30 protein-coding genes are annotated in these 18727 nt (G+C 63.1%); all 30 read left to right on the top strand.

Annotated elements, in window-relative coordinates; translation table 11 throughout:
* The first annotated feature begins 181 nt into the window (after positions 1 to 181).
* On the top strand, positions 182 to 1573 hold the full coding sequence (fumC, locus tag ADADO0_RS18430; RefSeq protein WP_511306666.1) for a class II fumarate hydratase: 1392 nt from the start codon (positions 182 to 184) through the stop codon (positions 1571 to 1573).
* Positions 1574 to 1651: 78 nt separating this feature from the next.
* Entirely contained in the window at positions 1652 to 2257 is a 606-nt protein-coding gene (locus tag ADADO0_RS18435) for a ParB-like protein (protein ID WP_511306667.1), read from the top strand.
* Positions 2258 to 2343: 86 nt separating this feature from the next.
* Positions 2344 to 2955 (top strand): LemA family protein, encoded by a 612-nt coding sequence (locus ADADO0_RS18440; RefSeq protein ID WP_511306668.1) that lies wholly within the window; start codon positions 2344 to 2346, stop codon positions 2953 to 2955.
* Positions 2956 to 2968: 13 nt separating this feature from the next.
* Positions 2969 to 3760 (top strand): TPM domain-containing protein, encoded by a 792-nt coding sequence (locus ADADO0_RS18445; RefSeq protein WP_511306669.1) that lies wholly within the window; start codon positions 2969 to 2971, stop codon positions 3758 to 3760.
* Complete coding sequence (locus ADADO0_RS18450; RefSeq protein ID WP_511306670.1) at positions 3760 to 4386, top strand: TPM domain-containing protein; 627 nt, start codon at positions 3760 to 3762, stop codon at positions 4384 to 4386. Before ADADO0_RS18445 ends, ADADO0_RS18450 begins: the two co-directional genes overlap by 1 nt.
* Positions 4387 to 4851: 465 nt before the next feature.
* Positions 4852 to 5223, top strand: a complete 372-nt coding sequence (rpsL, locus tag ADADO0_RS18455; RefSeq protein WP_012171083.1) for a 30S ribosomal protein S12 — start codon at positions 4852 to 4854, stop codon at positions 5221 to 5223.
* A gap of 17 nt (positions 5224 to 5240) precedes the next feature.
* A complete protein-coding gene (gene rpsG, locus ADADO0_RS18460; RefSeq protein ID WP_511306671.1) occupies positions 5241 to 5711 on the top strand; it encodes a 30S ribosomal protein S7 in 471 nt (156 codons plus the stop codon).
* Between the two features lie 17 nt (positions 5712 to 5728).
* Positions 5729 to 7804: an elongation factor G gene (gene fusA, locus ADADO0_RS18465; protein WP_511306672.1), complete on the top strand. Its 2076-nt coding sequence runs from the start codon at positions 5729 to 5731 to the stop codon at positions 7802 to 7804.
* Between the two features lie 57 nt (positions 7805 to 7861).
* Positions 7862 to 9052: an elongation factor Tu gene (gene tuf / locus ADADO0_RS18470; RefSeq protein ID WP_511305691.1), complete on the top strand. Its 1191-nt coding sequence runs from the start codon at positions 7862 to 7864 to the stop codon at positions 9050 to 9052.
* Positions 9053 to 9116: 64 nt separating this feature from the next.
* Entirely contained in the window at positions 9117 to 9425 is a 309-nt protein-coding gene (gene rpsJ, locus ADADO0_RS18475) for a 30S ribosomal protein S10 (RefSeq protein ID WP_012113701.1), read from the top strand.
* Positions 9426 to 9448: 23 nt separating this feature from the next.
* Positions 9449 to 10183, top strand: coding sequence for a 50S ribosomal protein L3 (gene rplC / locus ADADO0_RS18480; RefSeq protein ID WP_511306673.1), 735 nt, complete (start codon positions 9449 to 9451; stop codon positions 10181 to 10183).
* On the top strand, positions 10183 to 10803 hold the full coding sequence (rplD, locus tag ADADO0_RS18485; protein ID WP_511306674.1) for a 50S ribosomal protein L4: 621 nt from the start codon (positions 10183 to 10185) through the stop codon (positions 10801 to 10803). Before rplC ends, rplD begins: the two co-directional genes overlap by 1 nt.
* Complete coding sequence (locus ADADO0_RS18490; RefSeq protein WP_511306675.1) at positions 10800 to 11108, top strand: 50S ribosomal protein L23; 309 nt, start codon at positions 10800 to 10802, stop codon at positions 11106 to 11108. The genes rplD and ADADO0_RS18490 overlap by 4 nt, the downstream gene beginning before the upstream one ends.
* A gap of 22 nt (positions 11109 to 11130) precedes the next feature.
* Positions 11131 to 11964 carry a 50S ribosomal protein L2 gene (rplB, locus tag ADADO0_RS18495; protein WP_511306676.1) on the top strand — a complete coding sequence of 278 codons (834 nt, stop codon included), beginning with the start codon at positions 11131 to 11133 and terminating at the stop codon, positions 11962 to 11964.
* Between the two features lie 11 nt (positions 11965 to 11975).
* Complete coding sequence (gene rpsS / locus ADADO0_RS18500) at positions 11976 to 12254, top strand: 30S ribosomal protein S19 (RefSeq protein WP_511306677.1); 279 nt, start codon at positions 11976 to 11978, stop codon at positions 12252 to 12254.
* Positions 12255 to 12260: 6 nt separating this feature from the next.
* Complete coding sequence (rplV, locus tag ADADO0_RS18505; RefSeq protein ID WP_511306678.1) at positions 12261 to 12641, top strand: 50S ribosomal protein L22; 381 nt, start codon at positions 12261 to 12263, stop codon at positions 12639 to 12641.
* Positions 12641 to 13390: a 30S ribosomal protein S3 gene (gene rpsC, locus ADADO0_RS18510; RefSeq protein WP_511306679.1), complete on the top strand. Its 750-nt coding sequence runs from the start codon at positions 12641 to 12643 to the stop codon at positions 13388 to 13390. The genes rplV and rpsC overlap by 1 nt, the downstream gene beginning before the upstream one ends.
* A 29-nt stretch (positions 13391 to 13419) precedes the next feature.
* Positions 13420 to 13833, top strand: coding sequence for a 50S ribosomal protein L16 (rplP, locus tag ADADO0_RS18515; RefSeq protein ID WP_511306680.1), 414 nt, complete (start codon positions 13420 to 13422; stop codon positions 13831 to 13833).
* A gap of 10 nt (positions 13834 to 13843) precedes the next feature.
* Positions 13844 to 14053, top strand: coding sequence for a 50S ribosomal protein L29 (rpmC, locus tag ADADO0_RS18520; RefSeq protein WP_511306681.1), 210 nt, complete (start codon positions 13844 to 13846; stop codon positions 14051 to 14053).
* A 7-nt stretch (positions 14054 to 14060) separates the two neighbouring features.
* The gene (gene rpsQ / locus ADADO0_RS18525) at positions 14061 to 14309 is read left to right on the top strand and encodes a 30S ribosomal protein S17 (RefSeq protein ID WP_511306682.1); all 249 of its coding nucleotides are present in this window, start codon (positions 14061 to 14063) and stop codon (positions 14307 to 14309) included.
* A 155-nt stretch (positions 14310 to 14464) separates the two neighbouring features.
* Entirely contained in the window at positions 14465 to 14833 is a 369-nt protein-coding gene (gene rplN, locus ADADO0_RS18530; RefSeq protein WP_511306683.1) for a 50S ribosomal protein L14, read from the top strand.
* Complete coding sequence (rplX, locus tag ADADO0_RS18535) at positions 14833 to 15150, top strand: 50S ribosomal protein L24 (RefSeq protein WP_511306684.1); 318 nt, start codon at positions 14833 to 14835, stop codon at positions 15148 to 15150. The genes rplN and rplX overlap by 1 nt, the downstream gene beginning before the upstream one ends.
* A complete protein-coding gene (rplE, locus tag ADADO0_RS18540; RefSeq protein WP_511306685.1) occupies positions 15143 to 15700 on the top strand; it encodes a 50S ribosomal protein L5 in 558 nt (185 codons plus the stop codon). Before rplX ends, rplE begins: the two co-directional genes overlap by 8 nt.
* A 93-nt stretch (positions 15701 to 15793) precedes the next feature.
* Positions 15794 to 16099 carry a 30S ribosomal protein S14 gene (rpsN, locus tag ADADO0_RS18545; protein ID WP_511306686.1) on the top strand — a complete coding sequence of 102 codons (306 nt, stop codon included), beginning with the start codon at positions 15794 to 15796 and terminating at the stop codon, positions 16097 to 16099.
* Between the two features lie 10 nt (positions 16100 to 16109).
* Positions 16110 to 16508, top strand: coding sequence for a 30S ribosomal protein S8 (rpsH, locus tag ADADO0_RS18550; RefSeq protein WP_511306687.1), 399 nt, complete (start codon positions 16110 to 16112; stop codon positions 16506 to 16508).
* A gap of 18 nt (positions 16509 to 16526) precedes the next feature.
* Entirely contained in the window at positions 16527 to 17060 is a 534-nt protein-coding gene (rplF, locus tag ADADO0_RS18555; RefSeq protein WP_511306688.1) for a 50S ribosomal protein L6, read from the top strand.
* A gap of 12 nt (positions 17061 to 17072) precedes the next feature.
* Positions 17073 to 17435: a 50S ribosomal protein L18 gene (gene rplR, locus ADADO0_RS18560; RefSeq protein ID WP_511306689.1), complete on the top strand. Its 363-nt coding sequence runs from the start codon at positions 17073 to 17075 to the stop codon at positions 17433 to 17435.
* Between the two features lie 17 nt (positions 17436 to 17452).
* Positions 17453 to 18010 carry a 30S ribosomal protein S5 gene (gene rpsE / locus ADADO0_RS18565; protein ID WP_511306691.1) on the top strand — a complete coding sequence of 186 codons (558 nt, stop codon included), beginning with the start codon at positions 17453 to 17455 and terminating at the stop codon, positions 18008 to 18010.
* 28 nt (positions 18011 to 18038) lie between these two features.
* Positions 18039 to 18233: a 50S ribosomal protein L30 gene (gene rpmD, locus ADADO0_RS18570; protein WP_511306692.1), complete on the top strand. Its 195-nt coding sequence runs from the start codon at positions 18039 to 18041 to the stop codon at positions 18231 to 18233.
* Between the two features lie 11 nt (positions 18234 to 18244).
* Positions 18245 to 18727, top strand: coding sequence for a 50S ribosomal protein L15 (gene rplO / locus ADADO0_RS18575; protein WP_511306693.1), 483 nt, complete (start codon positions 18245 to 18247; stop codon positions 18725 to 18727).

The raw sequence follows: 18727 nt of genomic DNA on the forward strand, positions 1-18727 counted from the left end.
ACGCAGTAAGCCTGCAATCATGGGCGAAGCTATGGCAAGTGTGAGCCGGTCGAGCCATCTTCTGCTACCTCCGACTAACTATTTTACGTTGGCGCGCGGGTGGATCGCGGTTCCGCTTCCCTCCGGCGCCGAGGCGTTTTAGAAGCCAGACCCATTCGGGAACCCTGGAGAGGCGAGCCAGATGACTGCGACACGCACGGAAACAGATACGTTCGGCCCCATCGAAGTCCCCGCGGACCGTTATTGGGGGGCGCAGGCGCAGCGGTCCTACGGCAACTTCAAAATCGGTTGGGAGCGCCAGCCGCTTCCCGTCGTGCGGGCCCTCGGCATCGTCAAGCGCGCCGCCGCAGAGACCAATGTGGCCCTCGGCCGGCTCGATCCGAAGATCGGCGCCGCCATCGTGCAGGCCGCCAACGAGGTGATCGAGGGCAAGCTCGACGATCATTTCCCATTGGTTGTGTGGCAGACCGGGTCCGGCACCCAGTCCAACATGAATGCCAATGAAGTGATCTCGAACCGGGCGATCGAGATCTCGGGCGGGGTGATGGGCTCCAAGAAGCCGGTTCATCCCAACGATCATGTCAACATGAGCCAGTCGTCCAACGACACCTATCCCACCGCGATGCATGTCGCCTGCGCGGAAGAAATCGTGCATCGCCTGCTGCCGGCGCTTCAGACGCTGCGCAACGCGCTGAACGACAAGGCCGAGAAGTGGAAGGGCATCATCAAGATCGGCCGCACCCATACCCAGGATGCGACCCCGCTGACGCTCGGCCAGGAATTCTCGGGCTACACCGCCCAGGTGGAGCACGGCATCCAGCGGATCGAATCCACGCTGCCCGCGCTGATGCAGCTGGCCCAGGGCGGCACGGCGGTCGGCACCGGCCTCAATGCGCCGGTCGGCTTCGCCGAGCAGGTTGCGGAGCACATCGCGGCCATCACCAAGCTGCCGTTCACCACGGCGCCCAACAAGTTCGAGGCGCTGGCGGCGCACGACGCCATGGTGTTCTCGCACGGCGCCATCAACACGGTGGCGGCTTCGCTGTTCAAGATCGCCAACGACATCCGCTTCCTGGGCTCCGGCCCGCGTTCCGGCCTTGGTGAACTGGCGCTGCCGGAAAACGAGCCCGGCTCCTCCATCATGCCGGGCAAGGTGAACCCGACCCAGTGCGAGGCGCTCACCCAGGTGTGCGTGCAGATTTTCGGCAACAATGCCGCGCTGACCTTCGCCGGCAGCCAGGGGCATTTCGAGCTGAACGTCTACAATCCGGTGATGGCCTATAATTTCCTTCAGTCGGTGCGGCTGATGTCGGATGCGGCGGTGAGCTTCACCGAGCACTGCGTGCTCGGCATCGAGCCGCGCGAGGACAACATCAAGGCAGCGCTGGAGCGGTCCTTGATGCTTGTCACGGCGTTGGCACCGAGCATCGGCTATGACAATGCGGCCAAGATCGCCAAGACCGCGCACAAGAACGGCACCACGCTGCGCGAGGAAGCGGTCGGCGGCGGTTACGTCACCAACGAGGAGTTCGACGCCGTGGTGCGCCCGGAAAACATGATCTCTCCGGGCTGATCCGCTCCGCGGCGACGACCTCCGACACGAGATTGCGGGCTGCGCCACGGCGCCGCCCGTTCACCCTGAAAGGTGGAAATGGCAAAGCGCGAAGTCGACATCGCCGATCTGCATCCCACCCAATTGACCCTGGGCATGCTGGAAGTGGTGCGCCGGGCCGCGCGCATGGCGGACATGAAGAAGCGGGATCTGGATGACTTCATCCGTGACCGCCCCGTGCCGTGCGTCATCGGCCCCAAGGGCCGTCTCTATATGATCGACCACCACCATCTCTGCCGCGCGCTGCTGGCCTGCGGCCGCGCCAGTGTCATCCAGGACGTGTCGCGCACCATCGACTGGTCGCATATGGACAGCCAGGAGTTCTGGCCCGCCATGGATCGCGCCGGCATGTGCTGGCCTATCGATGCCGACGGCAACCGCCGGCCCTATGCGCGCATCCCCAGCCATGTGCGCGACCTCACCGACAATCCCTGGCGCACGCTCGCCCGTGGCGTGCGCGGCAAGGCATTTCAGGACAAGGACGATACGCCGTTCAAGGAATTCATGTGGGGGGAGTATTTCCGGACCTTCATGAGCCGTAGGCTTATCGAGACCAGCCTGGAACTTGCGGAGGGGCTGGCACTTGAACTGGCTAAGCTGGATGAAGCCCAAGATTTGCCCGGCTTTCTCGGCAAGACGAAGTAGCTCTACGCGGATCGGGGGAGCGGCGGCACGCGCCGCATGACCGCCCCGGATCATCACATCAATTTCGTGGTTAGGAAGGCTCCGATATGCTGGCCCTCAGTCCCGCCGCTCACCGGTTGAAAATTCCTGCCCTCATGGTGCTGGTGTCGGTCTTTCTGGCCGGCTGCGGCGTCAACAACATCCCGACCGAGGAAGAACGCGCCAAGGCAGCCTGGAGCGAGGTGCTGAACCAGTATCAGCGCCGCTCCGACCTGATCCCCAATCTGGTGGAGACGGTGAAGGGCTTCGCCCAGCAGGAGAAGGATGTGCTCACCCAGGTGGTGGAGGCCCGCGCCAAGGCGACCTCGATCCGGGTCGATGCCTCGACCATCACGGACCCGGCGCAGTTCAAGCAGTTCCAGGACAGCCAGTCGCAGCTGTCCGGGGCGCTGGGCCGCCTGATCGCGGTGGCGGAGGCATATCCCGACCTAAAGTCGAACCAGAACTTCCTGGCGCTGCAATCGCAGATCGAGGGCACCGAGAACCGCATCGCCGTGGCGCGACGCGATTATATCGAGGCGGTGCGTCTCTATAATACCGAGCTGCGGACCTTCCCCGGATCGCTCTGGGCGGCGACGCTCTATCGCGCATCGAAGCCGATGGAGACCTTCACCATCTCCGAGCAGCAGATGCAGGTGCCGAAGGTCAAGTTCAACTAAGGGAATGCGCGGCATGCCGGTTCCCTTCTTGCCGCCTCGCCGCCGGTTCCCCTCACGGGGACGCGCGGGATGGGGCTGGGCAGGCGTTTTGCTCCTGCTGGTGCTGGCTGTGCCCGCGCTGGCGGAGCTGACCTTCCCGCCGCTCAGCGGCCGGGTGGTGGACGCTGCCCATGTGCTGAACTGGCAGACCCTGGTGGCGCTCGACAAGAAGCTCGCCGACCAGGAGGTCAAGGCGACGGACCAGTTCGTGGTGGCGACGGTGCCCTCGCTCCAGGACACCTCGATCGAGGATTATGCTAACCGCCTGTTTCGCTATTGGAAGCTCGGCCAGGCCAAGAAGAACAATGGCGTCCTGCTTCTGGTGGCGCCGAACGAGCGCAAGGTGCGCATCGAGGTCGGCTACGGCCTCGAAGGCATCATCACGGACGCCGTCTCCAGCACCATCATCCAGACCGCCATCGTTCCCGCCTTCAAGGCCGGCGACATGGCCGGCGGGATCGTCAAGGGCGCGGACGCGGTGCTCGAGATTCTCAATCTCGACCCGGAGGAGGCGCGCCAGCGTGCCAAGGCTCTGGAAGCGCAGGACGACGACGGCGAGGGGGTGCAGTTCATCATCTTCGTCGTGATGCTGCTGATCTTCCTCTTCCTGATCTATCGCGGCGGCGGCCGTGGCGGACGTCGCGGCGGGGCGGTGTTCTTTCCCACCTCGGGCGGCGGCGGTTGGAGCGGGGGAAGCTCCGGCGGGGGTGGCTTTTCCGGGGGAGGGGGCTCGTCTGGCGGCGGCGGCGCGTCCGGGGGGTGGTGATGGCTGAGAATTTGACTTTGAGCCCTGAGGATCACGCCCGCATCGCTGAAGCGATCGCCCTGGCCGAGGATAAGACCTCGGCGGAGATCAGGGTGGCGGTCACGACAGCGCCCCTGGTGGGGCATAGCCACCATATTGCCCTCTGGGCGGCGCTGATCGCCCTAATGGTGCCGTGGGGCGTGTTGGCCTTCGCGCCTGTCCCTACGGCGCGTTTGCTGGCGGTGCAGGCGGCGACGTTTCTGATTCTGTGCGCGATCTTCACGATTCCCGCCGTGGCGCGCCGGCTGATTCCCCGGCGGGAGAAGAAAATCGCGGCCAATGCCTTGGCGCGTCATGTGTTCCTGGCCCACGGCCTGCACCAGACCGAGCACAGGACCGGCATCCTGGTTCTTGTGGCGCCAGCGGACCGACTGGTGGAGGTGGTGGCGGATACCGGCATTCACGAACTGCTCGGCGCAAAGGCCTGGCAGAAAATCTGCGATTCCGTGGCCGAAAAGGCCGGGCAGGGCGGTCTGGTCGAGGGAATCATCGCCGGAGTCGCCCTTTCCGGCGAACTGCTGGCGATGCCAATGCCAAGTAAAGTGGGTGACAAGAACGAGGTGCCGGACCGCGTGGTCATGCTATAAGTGAGCCCTAGACGGCCTTTTGGGCGGTTTAAGCCGTGAGATCCGGTATTTTCAACGGGCCGCGCTTGGCGGGCCTTGACGCAAACCGACTCTCCGGTTAGAAGCCGCCTACTTTCGCGGTAAGCGATTGGCACTTCCAAGGATCGGTGCGGCACTCCCAGACATGGGCGCCCCGATCGGAACGCCGAAACGCTGCCAGGAACAGCACACTTAGATAAGGGTGCATGATCGCGGTGCTGGCTTCGTAAGAAGCAAAGTGGCGTGATCCTCTGTCGCGAACGAGGCGCTTGCGTTGCTTTGGCAATGCTCTGTGCCCGACCGTTCCTGGCACGCCGATGGGGTTTTCCCCTTCGGCGTAAATACTGTTTCGTGGCGGCCTTGAGCCGTCAGTGAGCGGCGGTCCTTTCGGGCCGCATAAATTCAAGAATGCGACGCAAGTCGCAGGTCAGGACGAGGCGAAGGCGTATGCCGACGATCAACCAGCTGATCCGGAAGCCACGGGAAGCGCAGAAGGCGCGGGACAAGGCTCCTGCTCTTCAGTCGAGCCCGCAGAAGCGCGGTGTTTGCACCCGCGTGTACACCACGACCCCCAAGAAGCCCAACTCGGCGCTTCGTAAGGTTGCCAAGGTGCGGCTGACCAACAGCTACGAAGTGATCGGTTACATCCCCGGTGAAGGTCACAACCTTCAAGAACATTCCGTGGTGATGATCCGTGGCGGCCGCGTGAAGGATCTTCCCGGCGTGCGTTATCACATTCTCCGCGGCGTGCTGGATACCCAGGGCGTCAAGAACCGCAAGCAGCGCCGTTCGAAGTACGGCGCGAAGCGTCCGAAGTGATCAGGGAGCTCTGAGCTATGTCACGTCGTCATAAAGCCGAGCGCCGCGAAGTCATTCCGGACGCCAAGTACGGCAACCTCACCCTCAGCCGCTTCATGAACTCCGTCATGCGTGACGGAAAGAAGTCGGTGGCTGAAAACATCGTTTACGGCGCGCTCGACACCGTCGAGTCCAAGGCCAAGCACGATCCGGTGGAAGTGTTCATCCAGGCGCTCGAGAACGTTGCTCCCGCCGTGGAAGTGCGTTCCCGCCGCGTCGGCGGCGCGACCTACCAGGTCCCCGTCGAGGTGCGCACCGAGCGTCGTCAGACGCTTGCCATCCGCTGGCTGATCGCTTCGGCCCGCGCTCGCAACGAAAAGACCATGGTGGAGCGCCTGTCTGGCGAGCTGCTCGATGCTGCCAACAACCGTGGCAATGCCGTGAAGAAGCGTGAAGACACGCACCGGATGGCGGAAGCCAACCGCGCCTTCTCGCATTATCGCTGGTGATCGGGAAGGACTGAGCTATGGCCCGCATTCACGCCATCGAAGACTACCGTAATTTCGGCATCATGGCGCACATTGATGCCGGCAAGACCACGACCACCGAGCGCATTCTCTACTACACCGGCAAGAGCCATAAGATCGGCGAAGTCCATGATGGCGCTGCCACCATGGATTGGATGACGCAGGAGCAGGAGCGTGGCATCACGATCACCTCTGCTGCGACGACCGCCTTTTGGGACGGCAAGCGTCTGAACATCATCGACACCCCAGGGCACGTCGACTTTACCATCGAAGTCGAGCGTTCGCTGCGTGTGCTCGACGGTGCGGTGTGCGTGCTCGACGGCAACCAGGGCGTCGAGCCCCAGACCGAGACGGTGTGGCGCCAGGCGGACAAGTACAACGTGCCGCGTATCGTGTTCGTCAATAAGATGGACAAGACCGGCGCGGACTTCTTCCGCTGCGTGGAAATGATCGAGGATCGCGTCGCCGGCAACCCGGTGTGCGTGCAGCTTCCGATCGGCTCCGAGAACAATTTCAAGGGTATCATCGACCTGGTCCGCATGAAGGCGGTCGTTTGGGAAGACGAAGCTCTCGGCGCGAAGTATCACGACGAAGACATCCCGGCCGAGCTGCTCGACCAGGCGATCGAGTATCGCGGCAAGCTGATCGAAGCGGCTGTCGAACTCGACGACGATGCGCTGTCCAACTACCTGGACGGCAACGAGCCTGACGAAGAGACGCTGAAGAAGCTGATCCGTAAGGCCGTCGTGACCCGCAAGTTCAACCCCGTGTTCTGCGGTTCTGCCTTTAAGAACAAGGGTGTGCAGCCGCTTCTTGATGCGGTGGTTGCGTATCTGCCGAGCCCGGTGGATCGCGGCGCGATCAAGGGTATCGACTTCAAGACCGAAGAAGACACCGTTCGTCTTCCCCTGGACTCCGAGCCGCTTTCGCTGCTCGCGTTCAAGATCATGGACGACCCCTTCGTCGGCACCATCACGTTCTGCCGCCTGTATTCTGGCGTCATCGAGACCGGCATGGGCCTGCTCAACTCCACCCGCGACAAGCGTGAGCGCGTCGGCCGGATGCTGCTGATGCATGCCAACAACCGGGAAGATATCAAGGAAGCCTATGCCGGCGACATCGTCGCCCTGGCTGGCCTGAAGGACGTGCGCACCGGCGATACCCTGTGCGACACCGTCAAGCCGGTCATCCTTGAGAAGATGGAATTCCCCGAGCCGGTCATCGAGATCGCGATCGAGCCGAAGTCCAAGGCGGACCAGGAACGGCTGGGCATCGCTCTCGCGAAGCTCGCCGCCGAGGATCCGTCCTTCCGCGTGTCGACCGATTTCGAAAGCGGCCAGACCATCCTCAAGGGGATGGGCGAACTGCACCTCGACATCAAGGTCGACATCCTGCGGCGCACATACAAGGTCGACGCGAACATCGGCGCCCCTCAGGTCGCCTATCGCGAGACCATCACGAAGAAGACCGACATCGACTACACCCATAAGAAGCAGACCGGTGGTACCGGTCAGTTCGCTCGGGTGAAGTTCACGGTCGAGCCGAATGAAGTCGGTAAGGGCTTCGCCTTTGAAAGCGCCGTCGTTGGCGGCGCGGTGCCGAAGGAATATATCCCCGGCGTCAACAAGGGTCTCGAAAGCGTTCTGGGTGCTGGCGTTCTCGCCGGCTTCCCGGTGGTGGACGTCAAGGTCACCCTGACCGACGGCGCCTACCACGAGGTGGACTCGTCCGCCCTCGCGTTCGAAATCGCCTCCCGCGCCGCCTTCCGCGAGGCGCTGCAAAAGGGCGGTCCGGTTCTGCTGGAGCCGATCATGAAGGTCGAAGTGGTGACCCCGGAAGACTATACCGGCTCCGTCATCGGCGACCTGAATTCCCGGCGCGGCCAGATCCAGGGCCAGGACATGCGCGGCAATGCGAACGTCATCAATGCGATGGTGCCGCTGGCCAACATGTTCGGTTACGTGAACACCCTGCGCTCATTCAGCCAGGGCCGCGCAACCTTCACAATGCAGTTCGATCACTACGAGCAGGTGCCGTCGAACGTCGCTCAGGAGGTTCAGGCGAAATACGCCTGAGCCCCCGCCTGAACCCGTAAATGGTATTCCTGCCAGCGAGACCCAACGGAGAGTCCCATGGGCAAAGCAAAATTTGAACGCAACAAGCCGCACTGCAACATCGGGACGATTGGTCACGTCGACCATGGCAAGACGTCTTTGACGGCTGCGATCACGAAGGTCCTTGCGGAGTCCGGTGGGGCGACGTTCACGGCGTATGACCAGATCGACAAGGCGCCTGAAGAGAAGGCGCGTGGCATCACGATCTCGACGGCGCACGTCGAATACGAGACCAAGAACCGCCACTACGCCCACGTCGACTGCCCAGGCCACGCGGATTATGTGAAGAACATGATCACCGGCGCGGCGCAGATGGACGGCGCGATCCTGGTGGTTTCGGCGGCCGACGGCCCGATGCCGCAGACCCGCGAGCACATCCTGCTGGCCCGCCAGGTCGGCGTGCCCGCGCTGGTGGTGTTCCTGAACAAGTGCGACATGGTCGACGATCCGGAACTGCTCGAACTGGTCGAAATGGAAGTGCGCGAGCTGCTCTCCAAGTACGACTTCCCGGGCGACGATATCCCGATCATCCACGGCTCGGCGCTGATGGCGCTCGAGAACAAGTCCCCGGAACTCGGCCACGACGCCGTGCTGAAGCTGATGGAAGCGGTCGACGCCTACATCCCGCAGCCCGAGCGGCCGATCGACCTGCCGTTCCTGATGCCGATCGAAGACGTGTTCTCGATCTCGGGCCGCGGCACCGTGGTGACCGGCCGCGTCGAGCGCGGCATCGTCAAGGTGGGTGAAGAAGTCGAAATCGTCGGCATCCGCCCGACAGTGAAGACCACCGTCACCGGCGTGGAAATGTTCCGCAAGCTGCTCGACCAGGGCCAGGCCGGCGATAACGTCGGCGTGCTGCTGCGCGGCACCAAGCGCGAGGACGTGGAACGCGGCCAGGTCGTGTGCAAGCCGGGTACGGTGAAGCCACACACCAAGTTCAAGGCCGAAGCCTACATCCTGACCAAGGAAGAAGGCGGCCGTCATACGCCGTTCTTCACCAACTACCGTCCCCAGTTCTACTTCCGGACAACGGACGTGACCGGCATCTGCACGCTGCCCGAGGGCACCGAAATGGTGATGCCCGGAGACAACGTGTCGATGGACGTGGCGCTGATCGTGCCGATCGCCATGGAGGAGAAGCTCCGCTTCGCCATCCGTGAAGGCGGCCGCACCGTCGGTGCAGGCGTCGTCGCATCCATCATCGAGTGAATGAATAAATGAAACGGGGCGCGTGGGCCGCCCGCGCGCCTCTTTTTGTTGGAGCAACAGAGCCATGAACGGCCAAAACATTCGGATCCGCCTTAAGGCGTTCGATCACCGCATTCTCGACGCGTCGACGCGCGAGATCGTCGCCACGGCCAAGCGCACTGGCGCCCAGGTGCGCGGACCGATCCCGCTGCCGACCCGGATTGAGAAGTTCACGGTCAATCGTTCTCCGCACATCGATAAGAAGTCGCGCGAGCAGTTTGAGATGCGTACTCACAAGCGGTTGCTCGATATCGTCGATCCGACGCCCCAGACGGTGGACGCGCTGATGAAGCTCGACCTCGCCGCCGGCGTCGACGTCGAAATCAAGCTCTGAACGTGAGGCGAGGAGACACGACCATGCGGTCAGGCGTCATCGCCCAGAAGGTCGGCATGACCCGCATCTTTACGGATGCAGGTGAACATGTCCCGGTCACTGTGCTGAAAGTTGAGAGCTGCCAGGTGGTTGCCCACCGTACGCTCGATAAGAACGGCTATGTTGCGGTCCAGCTCGGAGCTGGCCGGCGCAAGCCAAAGAACGTGACCCGCGCCGAGCGCGGACACTTCGCCGTCGCCGAGGTGGAGCCCAAGCGCAAGCTTGCTGAGTTCCGCGTGGAAGAGGTGGATCTCATCCCCGTCGGGGCCGAGATCACTGCCGACCATTTCGTGGTCGGTCAGTTCGTGGACGTGACCGGCACCACCATCGGCAAGGGTTTTGCCGGCGGTATGAAGCGGCACAATTTCGGTGGTCTGCGCGCCTCTCACGGCGTGTCGGTCTCCCACCGCTCCATCGGTTCTACCGGTGGTCGCCAGGATCCAGGCAAGACCTTCAAGAACAAGAAGATGCCGGGACACATGGGCGACGTCACCGTCACCACCCAGAATCTCAAGGTGGTGATGACGGACGTCGAGCGCGGGCTGATCGCGGTCGAGGGTGCTGTTCCCGGTTCCGCCGGCGGATGGATCACGGTGCGTGACGCTGTTAAGAAGCGCCTGCCCACCGAAGCCCCCAAGCCCGGCGCGTTCAAGCTGCGCGACGGCAACGGCGGCGCGGCCGAGGTGCAGGCTGAAGCGACGAACGGGGAGGGCGCGTGATGGAAATCGCCGTCAAGACGCTCGAAGGAACCGACGTCGGTTCGGTCACGCTCTCGGACGAGATCTTCGGTCTCGAGCCGCGTGCTGACATCCTGCACCGTTGCGTGACCTGGCAGCTTTCGCGCCGCCAGGCCGGTACGCACCGCACCAAGGGCCGTTCGGAAATCAACCGCACGTCCAAGAAGCTCTATAAGCAAAAGGGCACCGGTAATGCGCGTCACGGCGCGGCGTCTGCGCCGCAGTTCCGTGGCGGCGGCCGCGCCTTCGGCCCGGTGGTGCGTTCGCATGCCATCGACCTGCCGAAGAAGGTGCGCGCCCTGGCGCTGAAGCATGCGCTTTCGTCCAAGGCGAAGGCGGAAAAGATCGTCGTTCTCGACAAGGTGTCGCTGAACGATCCGAAGACCAAGGCCCTCAAGGACCAGTTCGCCAAGCTCGGATGGGCGTCGGTGCTGATCGTGGACGGCGCGGAAGTCGAGGCCAACGTCGCTCTGGCGGCGCGCAACCTGGCTTACGTGGATGTGCTTCCGATCCAGGGCATCAACGTCTATGACATCCTGCGTCGCGACACCCTGGTGCTGACCCGGGCCGCACTGGATGCGCTGGAGGCGCGCTTCAAATGAGCCCGCAGCCCAATATCGAACCGCGTCATTACGACGTGATCATTTCGCCCGTCATCACCGAAAAGGCGACGGCGCAGAGCGAATTCAACAAGGTCGTCTTCAACGTCGCCCGCACCGCCACCAAGCCTCAGATCAAAGAGGCAGTGGAACGGCTGTTCGACGTGAAGGTGAAGAGTGTCAACACCCTGCTCCGCAAGGGCAAGGTGAAGATCTTCAAAGGCCGTAAAGGCGTCCAGTCCGACGTGAAGAAGGCGGTTGTGACCCTTGAGCCGGGTCAAACCATCGACATCACCACGGGCCTGTGAGCAGAGGGACGGGAGCAAGACCATGGCGCTGAAGCATTTCAAGCCGGTCACGCCGAGCCTCCGCCAGCTCGTGATCGTGGACCGCTCCGGCCTGTACAAAGGCAAGCCGGTAAAGACGCTGACCGAGGGCAAAAGCTCGTCGGGCGGCCGCAACAATAATGGCCGGATCACCGTCCGCTTCCGCGGCGGCGGTCACAAGCAGACCTACCGCCTCGTCGACTTCAAGCGCTCCAAGCGCGATGTGTCGGCGGTGGTGGATCGGATCGAATATGATCCGAACCGGTCGGCCTTCATCGCCCTGATCAAGTATCAGGACGGCGAGCTTGCCTACATCCTGGCGCCGCAGCGCCTGGCGGTTGGCGACAGCGTGATCGCCGGTGACGCAGTGGACGTGAAGCCCGGCAATGCCGGTCCTCTCTCCAGCCTGCCGGTGGGCACGATCGTCCACAACGTCGAGATGAAGATCGGAAAGGGCGGCCAGATCGCTCGTTCCGCCGGCGCTTACGCGCAGATCGTCGGCCGCGACCAGGGCTATGTGATCGTTCGTCTGAATTCGGGCGAGCAGCGTCTGGTGCACGGCGCCTGCTACGCGACGGTGGGAGCGGTTTCGAACCCCGACCACATGAACACGTCGCTGGGCAAGGCGGGGCGCAGCCGGTGGCTGGGCCGCAAGCCGCATAACCGCGGCGTGACCATGAACCCGGTCGATCATCCGCACGGCGGCGGCGAAGGCCGCACCTCGGGTGGCCGTCATCCCGTCACCCCGTGGGGCTTCCCCACGAAGGGCAAGAAGACCCGCAACAACAAGGCGACCGACAAGTTCATTGTCACCAGTCGCCACAAGCGGAAGAAGTGAGGGCCTGACTGATGTCAAGAGCGATTTGGAAGGGCCCGTTCGTCGACGGCTATCTGCTCAAGAAGGCAGAGACCTCGCGCGCTTCGGGCCGCAGCGAAACGATCAAGATCTGGAGCCGCCGCTCCACGATCCTGCCCCAGTTCGTGGGCCTCAATTTCGGCGTTTATAACGGTCAGAAGCATGTGCCTGTGCATGTGTCTGAAGACATGGTTGGCCACAAGTTCGGCGAGTTCGCGCCGACCCGTACCTACTACGGGCATGCGGCCGACAAAAAGTCGAAGCGTCGGTGATCGGTCATGGGTAAGCAGGCAAAGCCCCGCGCTGAAGCGGACAACGAAGCCAAGGCAGTGCTGCGCAATCTGCGCATCTCGCCCCAGAAGCTCAATCTCGTCGCGGGTCTGATCCGCGGCAAGAAAGTGGCAACGGCTCTCGCAGATCTCGAATTCTCCCGTAAGCGGATCGCCCGCGACGTGAAGAAGTGCCTCGAGAGCGCGATCGCCAACGCCGAGAACAACCACGAGCTGGACGTCGACGACCTGATCGTTGCCGAAGCGCATGTGGGCAAGGGACTTGTCATGAAGCGGTTCTCGCCGCGGGCGCGTGGTCGCGCCTCGCGCATCGAGAAGCCTTTCGCCCACATCACAATCGTGGTGCGGGAAGTCGAGGAGCGGGCCTGATGGGTCAGAAGGTCAATCCGATCGGGCTTCGGCTCGGCATTAACCGCACCTGGGACAGCCGCTGGTTCGCCAACAAGGGCGAATACGGCAAGCTGCTCCACGAGGACATCAAGATCCGCGAGATGCTGATGAAGCAGCTCAAGCAGGCGGCTGTGTCCAAGGTGGTGATCGAGCGTCCGCACAAGAAGTGCCGCGTGACGATCTACTCCGCCCGTCCGGGCGTGGTGATCGGCAAGAAGGGCGCGGACATCGACAAGCTGCGCAAGAAGGTCGCCGACATGACCAAGTCGGAAGTCTTCATCAACATCGTCGAAATCCGCAAGCCGGAAGTCGACGCGCGCCTTGTCGCCGAGTCCATCGCGCAGCAGCTTGAGCGTCGCGTCGCTTTCCGTCGCGCCATGAAGCGGGCCGTTCAGTCGGCCATGCGTCTCGGCGCCGAGGGCATCCGCATCAACTGCTCCGGCCGTCTAGGTGGAGCGGAAATCGCGCGCCTGGAATGGTACCGCGAAGGTCGCGTTCCGCTGCACACGCTGCGTGCGGACGTCGATTACGGCACCGCCACCGCTTTCACGACCTACGGGACGTGCGGCGTGAAGGTGTGGATCTTCAAGGGCGAAATCCTCGAGCACGATCCCATGGCTCAGGACAAGCGCATGGAACAGGGTGATGGCCCGAGCAGCCGTCCCCCGCGCCGTGAACGTGGCGACCGCGACCACCGTGATCGCGATCACGGCCGCGACGCGGCGTGACGGGCCAGAGAGAAGAAAGGCGATAAGCCATGCTGCAACCCAAGCGCACGAAATTCCGCAAGCAGTTCAAGGGCCGTATCCACGGTACCGCGAAGGGCGGCACGGAACTCAATTTCGGCGAATTCGGCCTGAAGGCGCTGGAGCCCGAGCGGGTGACTGCGCGCCAGATCGAAGCCGCCCGCCGCGCGCTGACCCGTCACATGAAGCGTGCCGGTCGTGTGTGGATCCGCGTATTCCCGGACGTTCCGGTGACCTCCAAGCCCACCGAAGTCCGCATGGGCAAGGGCAAGGGTGCACCTGAATATTGGGCGGCCAAGGTGAAGCCTGGCCGCATCATGTTCGAGATCGACGGGGTCAGCGTCGAAACCGCTCGCGAGGCGTTGACCCTCGCGGCGGCGAAGCTGCCCATCAAGACGCGCTTCATTCAGCGCATCGCCGAGTAAGGAGAGGCTCATGAAAGCCGAGGACGTTCGGGCCCTCAGCCCCGATCAGCTCGCCGATGAGCTGCTGAAGCTGAAAAAAGAACAGTTCAACCTGCGCTTTCAGAAGGCGACAGGTCAGCTGGAAAACACGTCGCGGTCGAAGGAAATTCGCCGTGACATTGCGCGGATCAAGACCGTGCAGACCACCAAGCGCGGCGTGGCCGCGTCGAAGGCGAAGTGAGGAAACGATGCCGAAGCGCGTGCTCCAAGGCGTCGTGGTGAGCGACAAGCAGGACAAGACGGTTGTGGTCCGGGTGGAGCGTCGCTTCACTCATCCGCTGCTGAAGAAGACCGTTCGTCGGTCCAAGAAGTATCATGCTCATGACGAGGCGAATGCCTGGCATCAGGGTGACACGGTGTGGATCGAGGAGCATCGGCCGCTTTCTAAGCTGAAGAACTGGATCGTTGTCCAGGGCGAGAAGCGCGTCGAAGTCTGACGAGAAAGCTCCGACGCTGGGTCCGCCTCCCGGGCTACCGGGTGAATGGAGACCGCGTCGCAGTGAAGGCCCGTGTCCCGATGAGCGGGGCACGGTTTGTTTGAACGGGCAATGCCGGCATGCCGGCGGCGCTGGATGACGAGAGCAGGTGCGTCATGATCCAGATGCAGACCAATCTCGACGTGGCGGACAATTCCGGTGCGCGTCGCGTCATGTGCATCAAGGTGCTGGGCGGCTCGAAGCGGAAATACGCTCATGTTGGCGACATCATCGTGGTGTCGATCAAGGAAGCGATTCCGCGCGGCCGCGTTAAAAAGGGCGACGTGATGAAGGCGGTCGTGGTTCGCACGGCCAAGGACATCCGCCGCGTCGACGGTTCGGTGATCCGTTTCGACCGCAATGCGGCCGTGCTGATCAACAACCAGAAAGAGCCGGTGGGAACCCGCATCTTCGGACCGGTTCCGCGCGAACTTCGCGCGAAGAACCACATGAAGATCATCTCGCTGGCACCGGAGGTGCTGTGATGGCCGCGAAGATCAAGAAGGGCGACAAAGTTGTCGTGCTCATCGGCCGCGACAAAGGTCGCACCGGTGAGGTCATCCAGGTCATGCCGACGGAGGGCCGTGCGCTCGTCCGTGGTGTGAACGTCGTGAAGCGTCATCAGCGCCAGTCCGCGAGCCAGGAAGGCGGGATCATCTCTAAGGAGGCCCCGATCCAACTGTCCAATCTCGCGGTTGCCGATCCCAAGGACGGCAAGCCGACTCGCGTCGGTTTCCAGGTGCTGGAAGACGGGACCAAGGTCCGCGTGGCCAAGCGTTCCGGGGAGAGGATCGATGGCTGAGGCGAATTACACCCCGCGTCTGCGCGCTCATTATGATGAGGTCGTGCGGGCGCAGATGATCGAGCAGTTCGGTTACGTGAACCCCATGCAGGTGCCGGTCATCGATAAGATCGTCATCAACATGGGCGTCGGCGAAGCCACTGCCGATACCAAGAAGGTGACGACCGCTGCCGCGGATCTCGCGCTCATCGCCGGCCAGAAGCCGGTTGTGACACGGGCCCGCAAGGCGATCTCGAACTTTAAGCTGCGCGAGAACCAGCCGGTTGGCGCGAAGGTCACCCTTCGCAAGGTTCGCATGTACGAGTTCCTTGACCGGCTTGTGACCATGGCATTGCCCCGCGTGCGGGACTTCCGTGGCCTGAACCCGAAGAGCTTCGATGGTCGTGGCAACTACGCCATGGGCATCAAGGAGCACATCGTGTTCCCCGAGATCAACTATGACCGGGTCGAGGCGATCTGGGGCATGGACATCATCGTGTGCACCACCGCAAAGACGGATGACGAGGCTCGGGCTCTGCTCAAGGCTTTCAACTTCCCCTTTCGGCAGTGAAGATGTAGAAGCGGCGGATTCCGCCGTTGGCGATTTGGAATGCTTTCCGGCTGTGAGGGGTTTCCCCTCAGACGCGGAGAACTGGAGCAGGACATGGCGAAGAAAAGCGCGATCGAGACAAACGAGCGTCGCCGGAAGCTGTCTCAGCAGCTTTTGGGCAAGCGCACGGGTCTCAAGAAGATCGTGAGTGACAAGACGCTGCCGATCGAGGAGCGCTTTGCGGCAACCCTCAAGCTCGCTGAGATGCCCCGTAACTCGGCTCGGATCCGGGTGCGCAACCGTTGCGAAGTGACAGGACGTCCCCGTGCGTTCTATCGCAAGATGAAGATGAGCCGTATCGCGCTGCGCGAACTCGGTTCGCAGGGGCTCGTTCCGGGCCTCGTGAAGTCGAGCTGGTGAGGAGGGCCCGATGTCCATCAATGATCCCATCGGCGACCTGATCACCCGTATCCGCAACGCGCAGATGCGCCGCAAGGACAAGACGTCGACCCCCGGTTCGCGCCTGCGCGCCAGCCTGCTCGACGTTCTTCGTGATGAAGGTTACATCCGCGGCTACACCTCGACCGAATCCGGCGATGGCCGGACCGAGTTCGAGATTGAGCTGAAGTATTTCGACGGCCAGCCCGTGATTCGCGAGATTGCTCGCGTGTCCAAGCCCGGCCGCCGGGTCTACGCTTCGGTGAAGGCCCTTCCCCGCGTCGCCAACGGTCTCGGCATTGCAGTCGTCTCCACGCCCCAGGGCGTGATGGCCGACCACCATGCACGCGAGAAGAATGTCGGCGGCGAAGTGCTCTGCACCGTATTCTGACGAGCAACGGAGAAAGACATGTCGAAAATCGGCAAGAATCCCGTTGCGATCCCCGCTGGCGTCACCGCCAATGTGGATGGTCAGACGGTGAAGATTAAGGGCCCCAAGGGCGTTCTTGAGGTGGTTCTGGTCGACGAGATCAGCGCCGAACTCGAAGGCAGCGAACTGAAGGTGGCCATGCGCGGCGACACCCAGCGTCATCGGGCGATGTGGGGCATGTCCCGCACGCTGGTGGCGAACCTGGTTGAAGGCGTCACCAAGGGCTTCGAGAAGAAGCTTGAGATCACCGGCGTCGGTTACAAGGCGGCGGTGGCGGGCAAGAACCTGAACTTGTCCCTCGGCTATAGCCATGACGTGATCTTTGCGATCCCCGAAGGGATCCAGATCGTCACCCCGAAGGCCACCGAAGTGTTGGTCTCCGGCATGGATAAGCAGAAGGTCGGCCAGGTCGCCGCCGAGATCCGTGATTTCCGCGGCCCCGAGCCCTACAAGGGCAAGGGCGTCAAATATGCTGGCGAATTCATCTTCCGCAAGGAAGGCAAGAAAAAGTAACGGAGACGAACCATGGCTAAGGATTTGGAGGCGCAGCAGCGCCGCAAGGCCAAGGTGCGTCGCGCGATTCGCGTCGCGGCCAACGGGCGTCCGCGCCTGTCGGTCCACCGCACCTCGAAGCATATTTATGCGCAGATCATCGACGATGCGAAGGGCGAGACCGTGGTCGCCGCCTCCAGCCTCGAGAAGGACCTGCGTTCCTCGCTGAAGACCGGCGCTGACGTCGATGCCGCAAAGGCCATCGGCAAGCTGGTCGCCGAGCGGGCAGCCGAGAAGGGCGTGACCACGGTCGTCTTCGATCGTGGCGCTTACATCTATCATGGGCGCGTCAAGGCGCTCGCTGAGGCCGCCCGCGAAGGCGGTCTTCAGTTCTGACGCGAAGGACGAGCGAAATGGCCCGTGAAAGGGAACACCGCGGAGAGCGGGAAGATCGCGACAACACGTTCGTGGACAAGCTGGTCCACATCAATCGTGTCGCGAAGGTTGTGAAGGGCGGACGGCGCTTCGGCTTCGCAGCCCTGGTGGTGGTGGGTGACCAGAAGGGCCGCGTCGGCTTCGGCCACGGCAAGGCCCGCGAGGTCCCCGAGGCCATCCGCAAGGCCACGGAAAGCGCCAAGCGTTCGCTGATCCGCGTGCCGCTGCGCGAGGGCCGCACCCTTCACCATGACGTTCATGGTCATCACGGCGCCGGCAAGGTGGTGCTTCGCGCCGCCCCGGCGGGTACCGGCATCATCGCCGGCGGCCCGATGCGCGCCGTGTTCGAGACCCTGGGCGTGCACGATGTCGTCGCCAAGTCGTTCGGGTCTTCGAACCCCTACAACATGGTGCGCGCCACGTTCGACGCCCTGAAGAACCAGGACAGCCCGCGCTCCGTCGCGGCCCGTCGTGGCATCAAGGTTTCACAGCTTCAGTCCCGCCGCCGCGTCGAAGACGCGGAAGCGACGGACTGAGCCGGGCCCGCAAGATTAGGAGCGCGCCATGGCTAAGGCGTTTGATGGAAAGACGGTCACCGTCGAGCAGGTCGGTTCGCCGATCCGCCGGCCGGCTGATCAGGAAGCAACCCTCGTGGGCCTCGGGCTGAACAAGCGTCACCGCCGTTCAACCCTTCAGGACACGCCGTCGGTGCGCGGGATGATCGCGAAAGTCGCTCATCTCGTTCGCGTCATCGACTGAGGAACAGCGCGATGAAGCTCGACGAGATCAGGGACAATCCCGGTGCGCGCAAGAAGCGCATGCGGGTCGGCCGTGGCATTGGCTCCGGCAAAGGCAAGACTGCGGGACGCGGCGTGAAGGGTCAGAAGGCCCGCACCGGCGTCGCCGTGAAGGGGTTTGAAGGCGGGCAGATGCCGCTGCATCGGCGTCTGCCGAAGCGTGGCTTCCACAACATCTTCCGCCTCAACTTCAACCAGGTCACCCTGGGCCGTATCGAGACCGCCATTGCGGCGGGTAAGCTCGACGCGAACGCGACCGTGGATGCGGCGGCCCTCGTGGCAGCCGGCGTCGTGCGCCGCGTTAAGGACGGCGTGCGTGTGCTGGGTTCCGGCGAACTCACCACCAAGATCAACCTCGACGTGACGTATGCCACGAAGTCGGTGATCGAGGCGGTCGAGAAGCTCGGCGGCTCTGTGACCATGAAGGCGCCCAAGGCGGAAGCCTCGGCCGACTGA

Source organism: Aquabacter sp., assembly GCF_965279295.1.
GTDB lineage: Bacteria > Pseudomonadota > Alphaproteobacteria > Rhizobiales > Xanthobacteraceae > Aquabacter.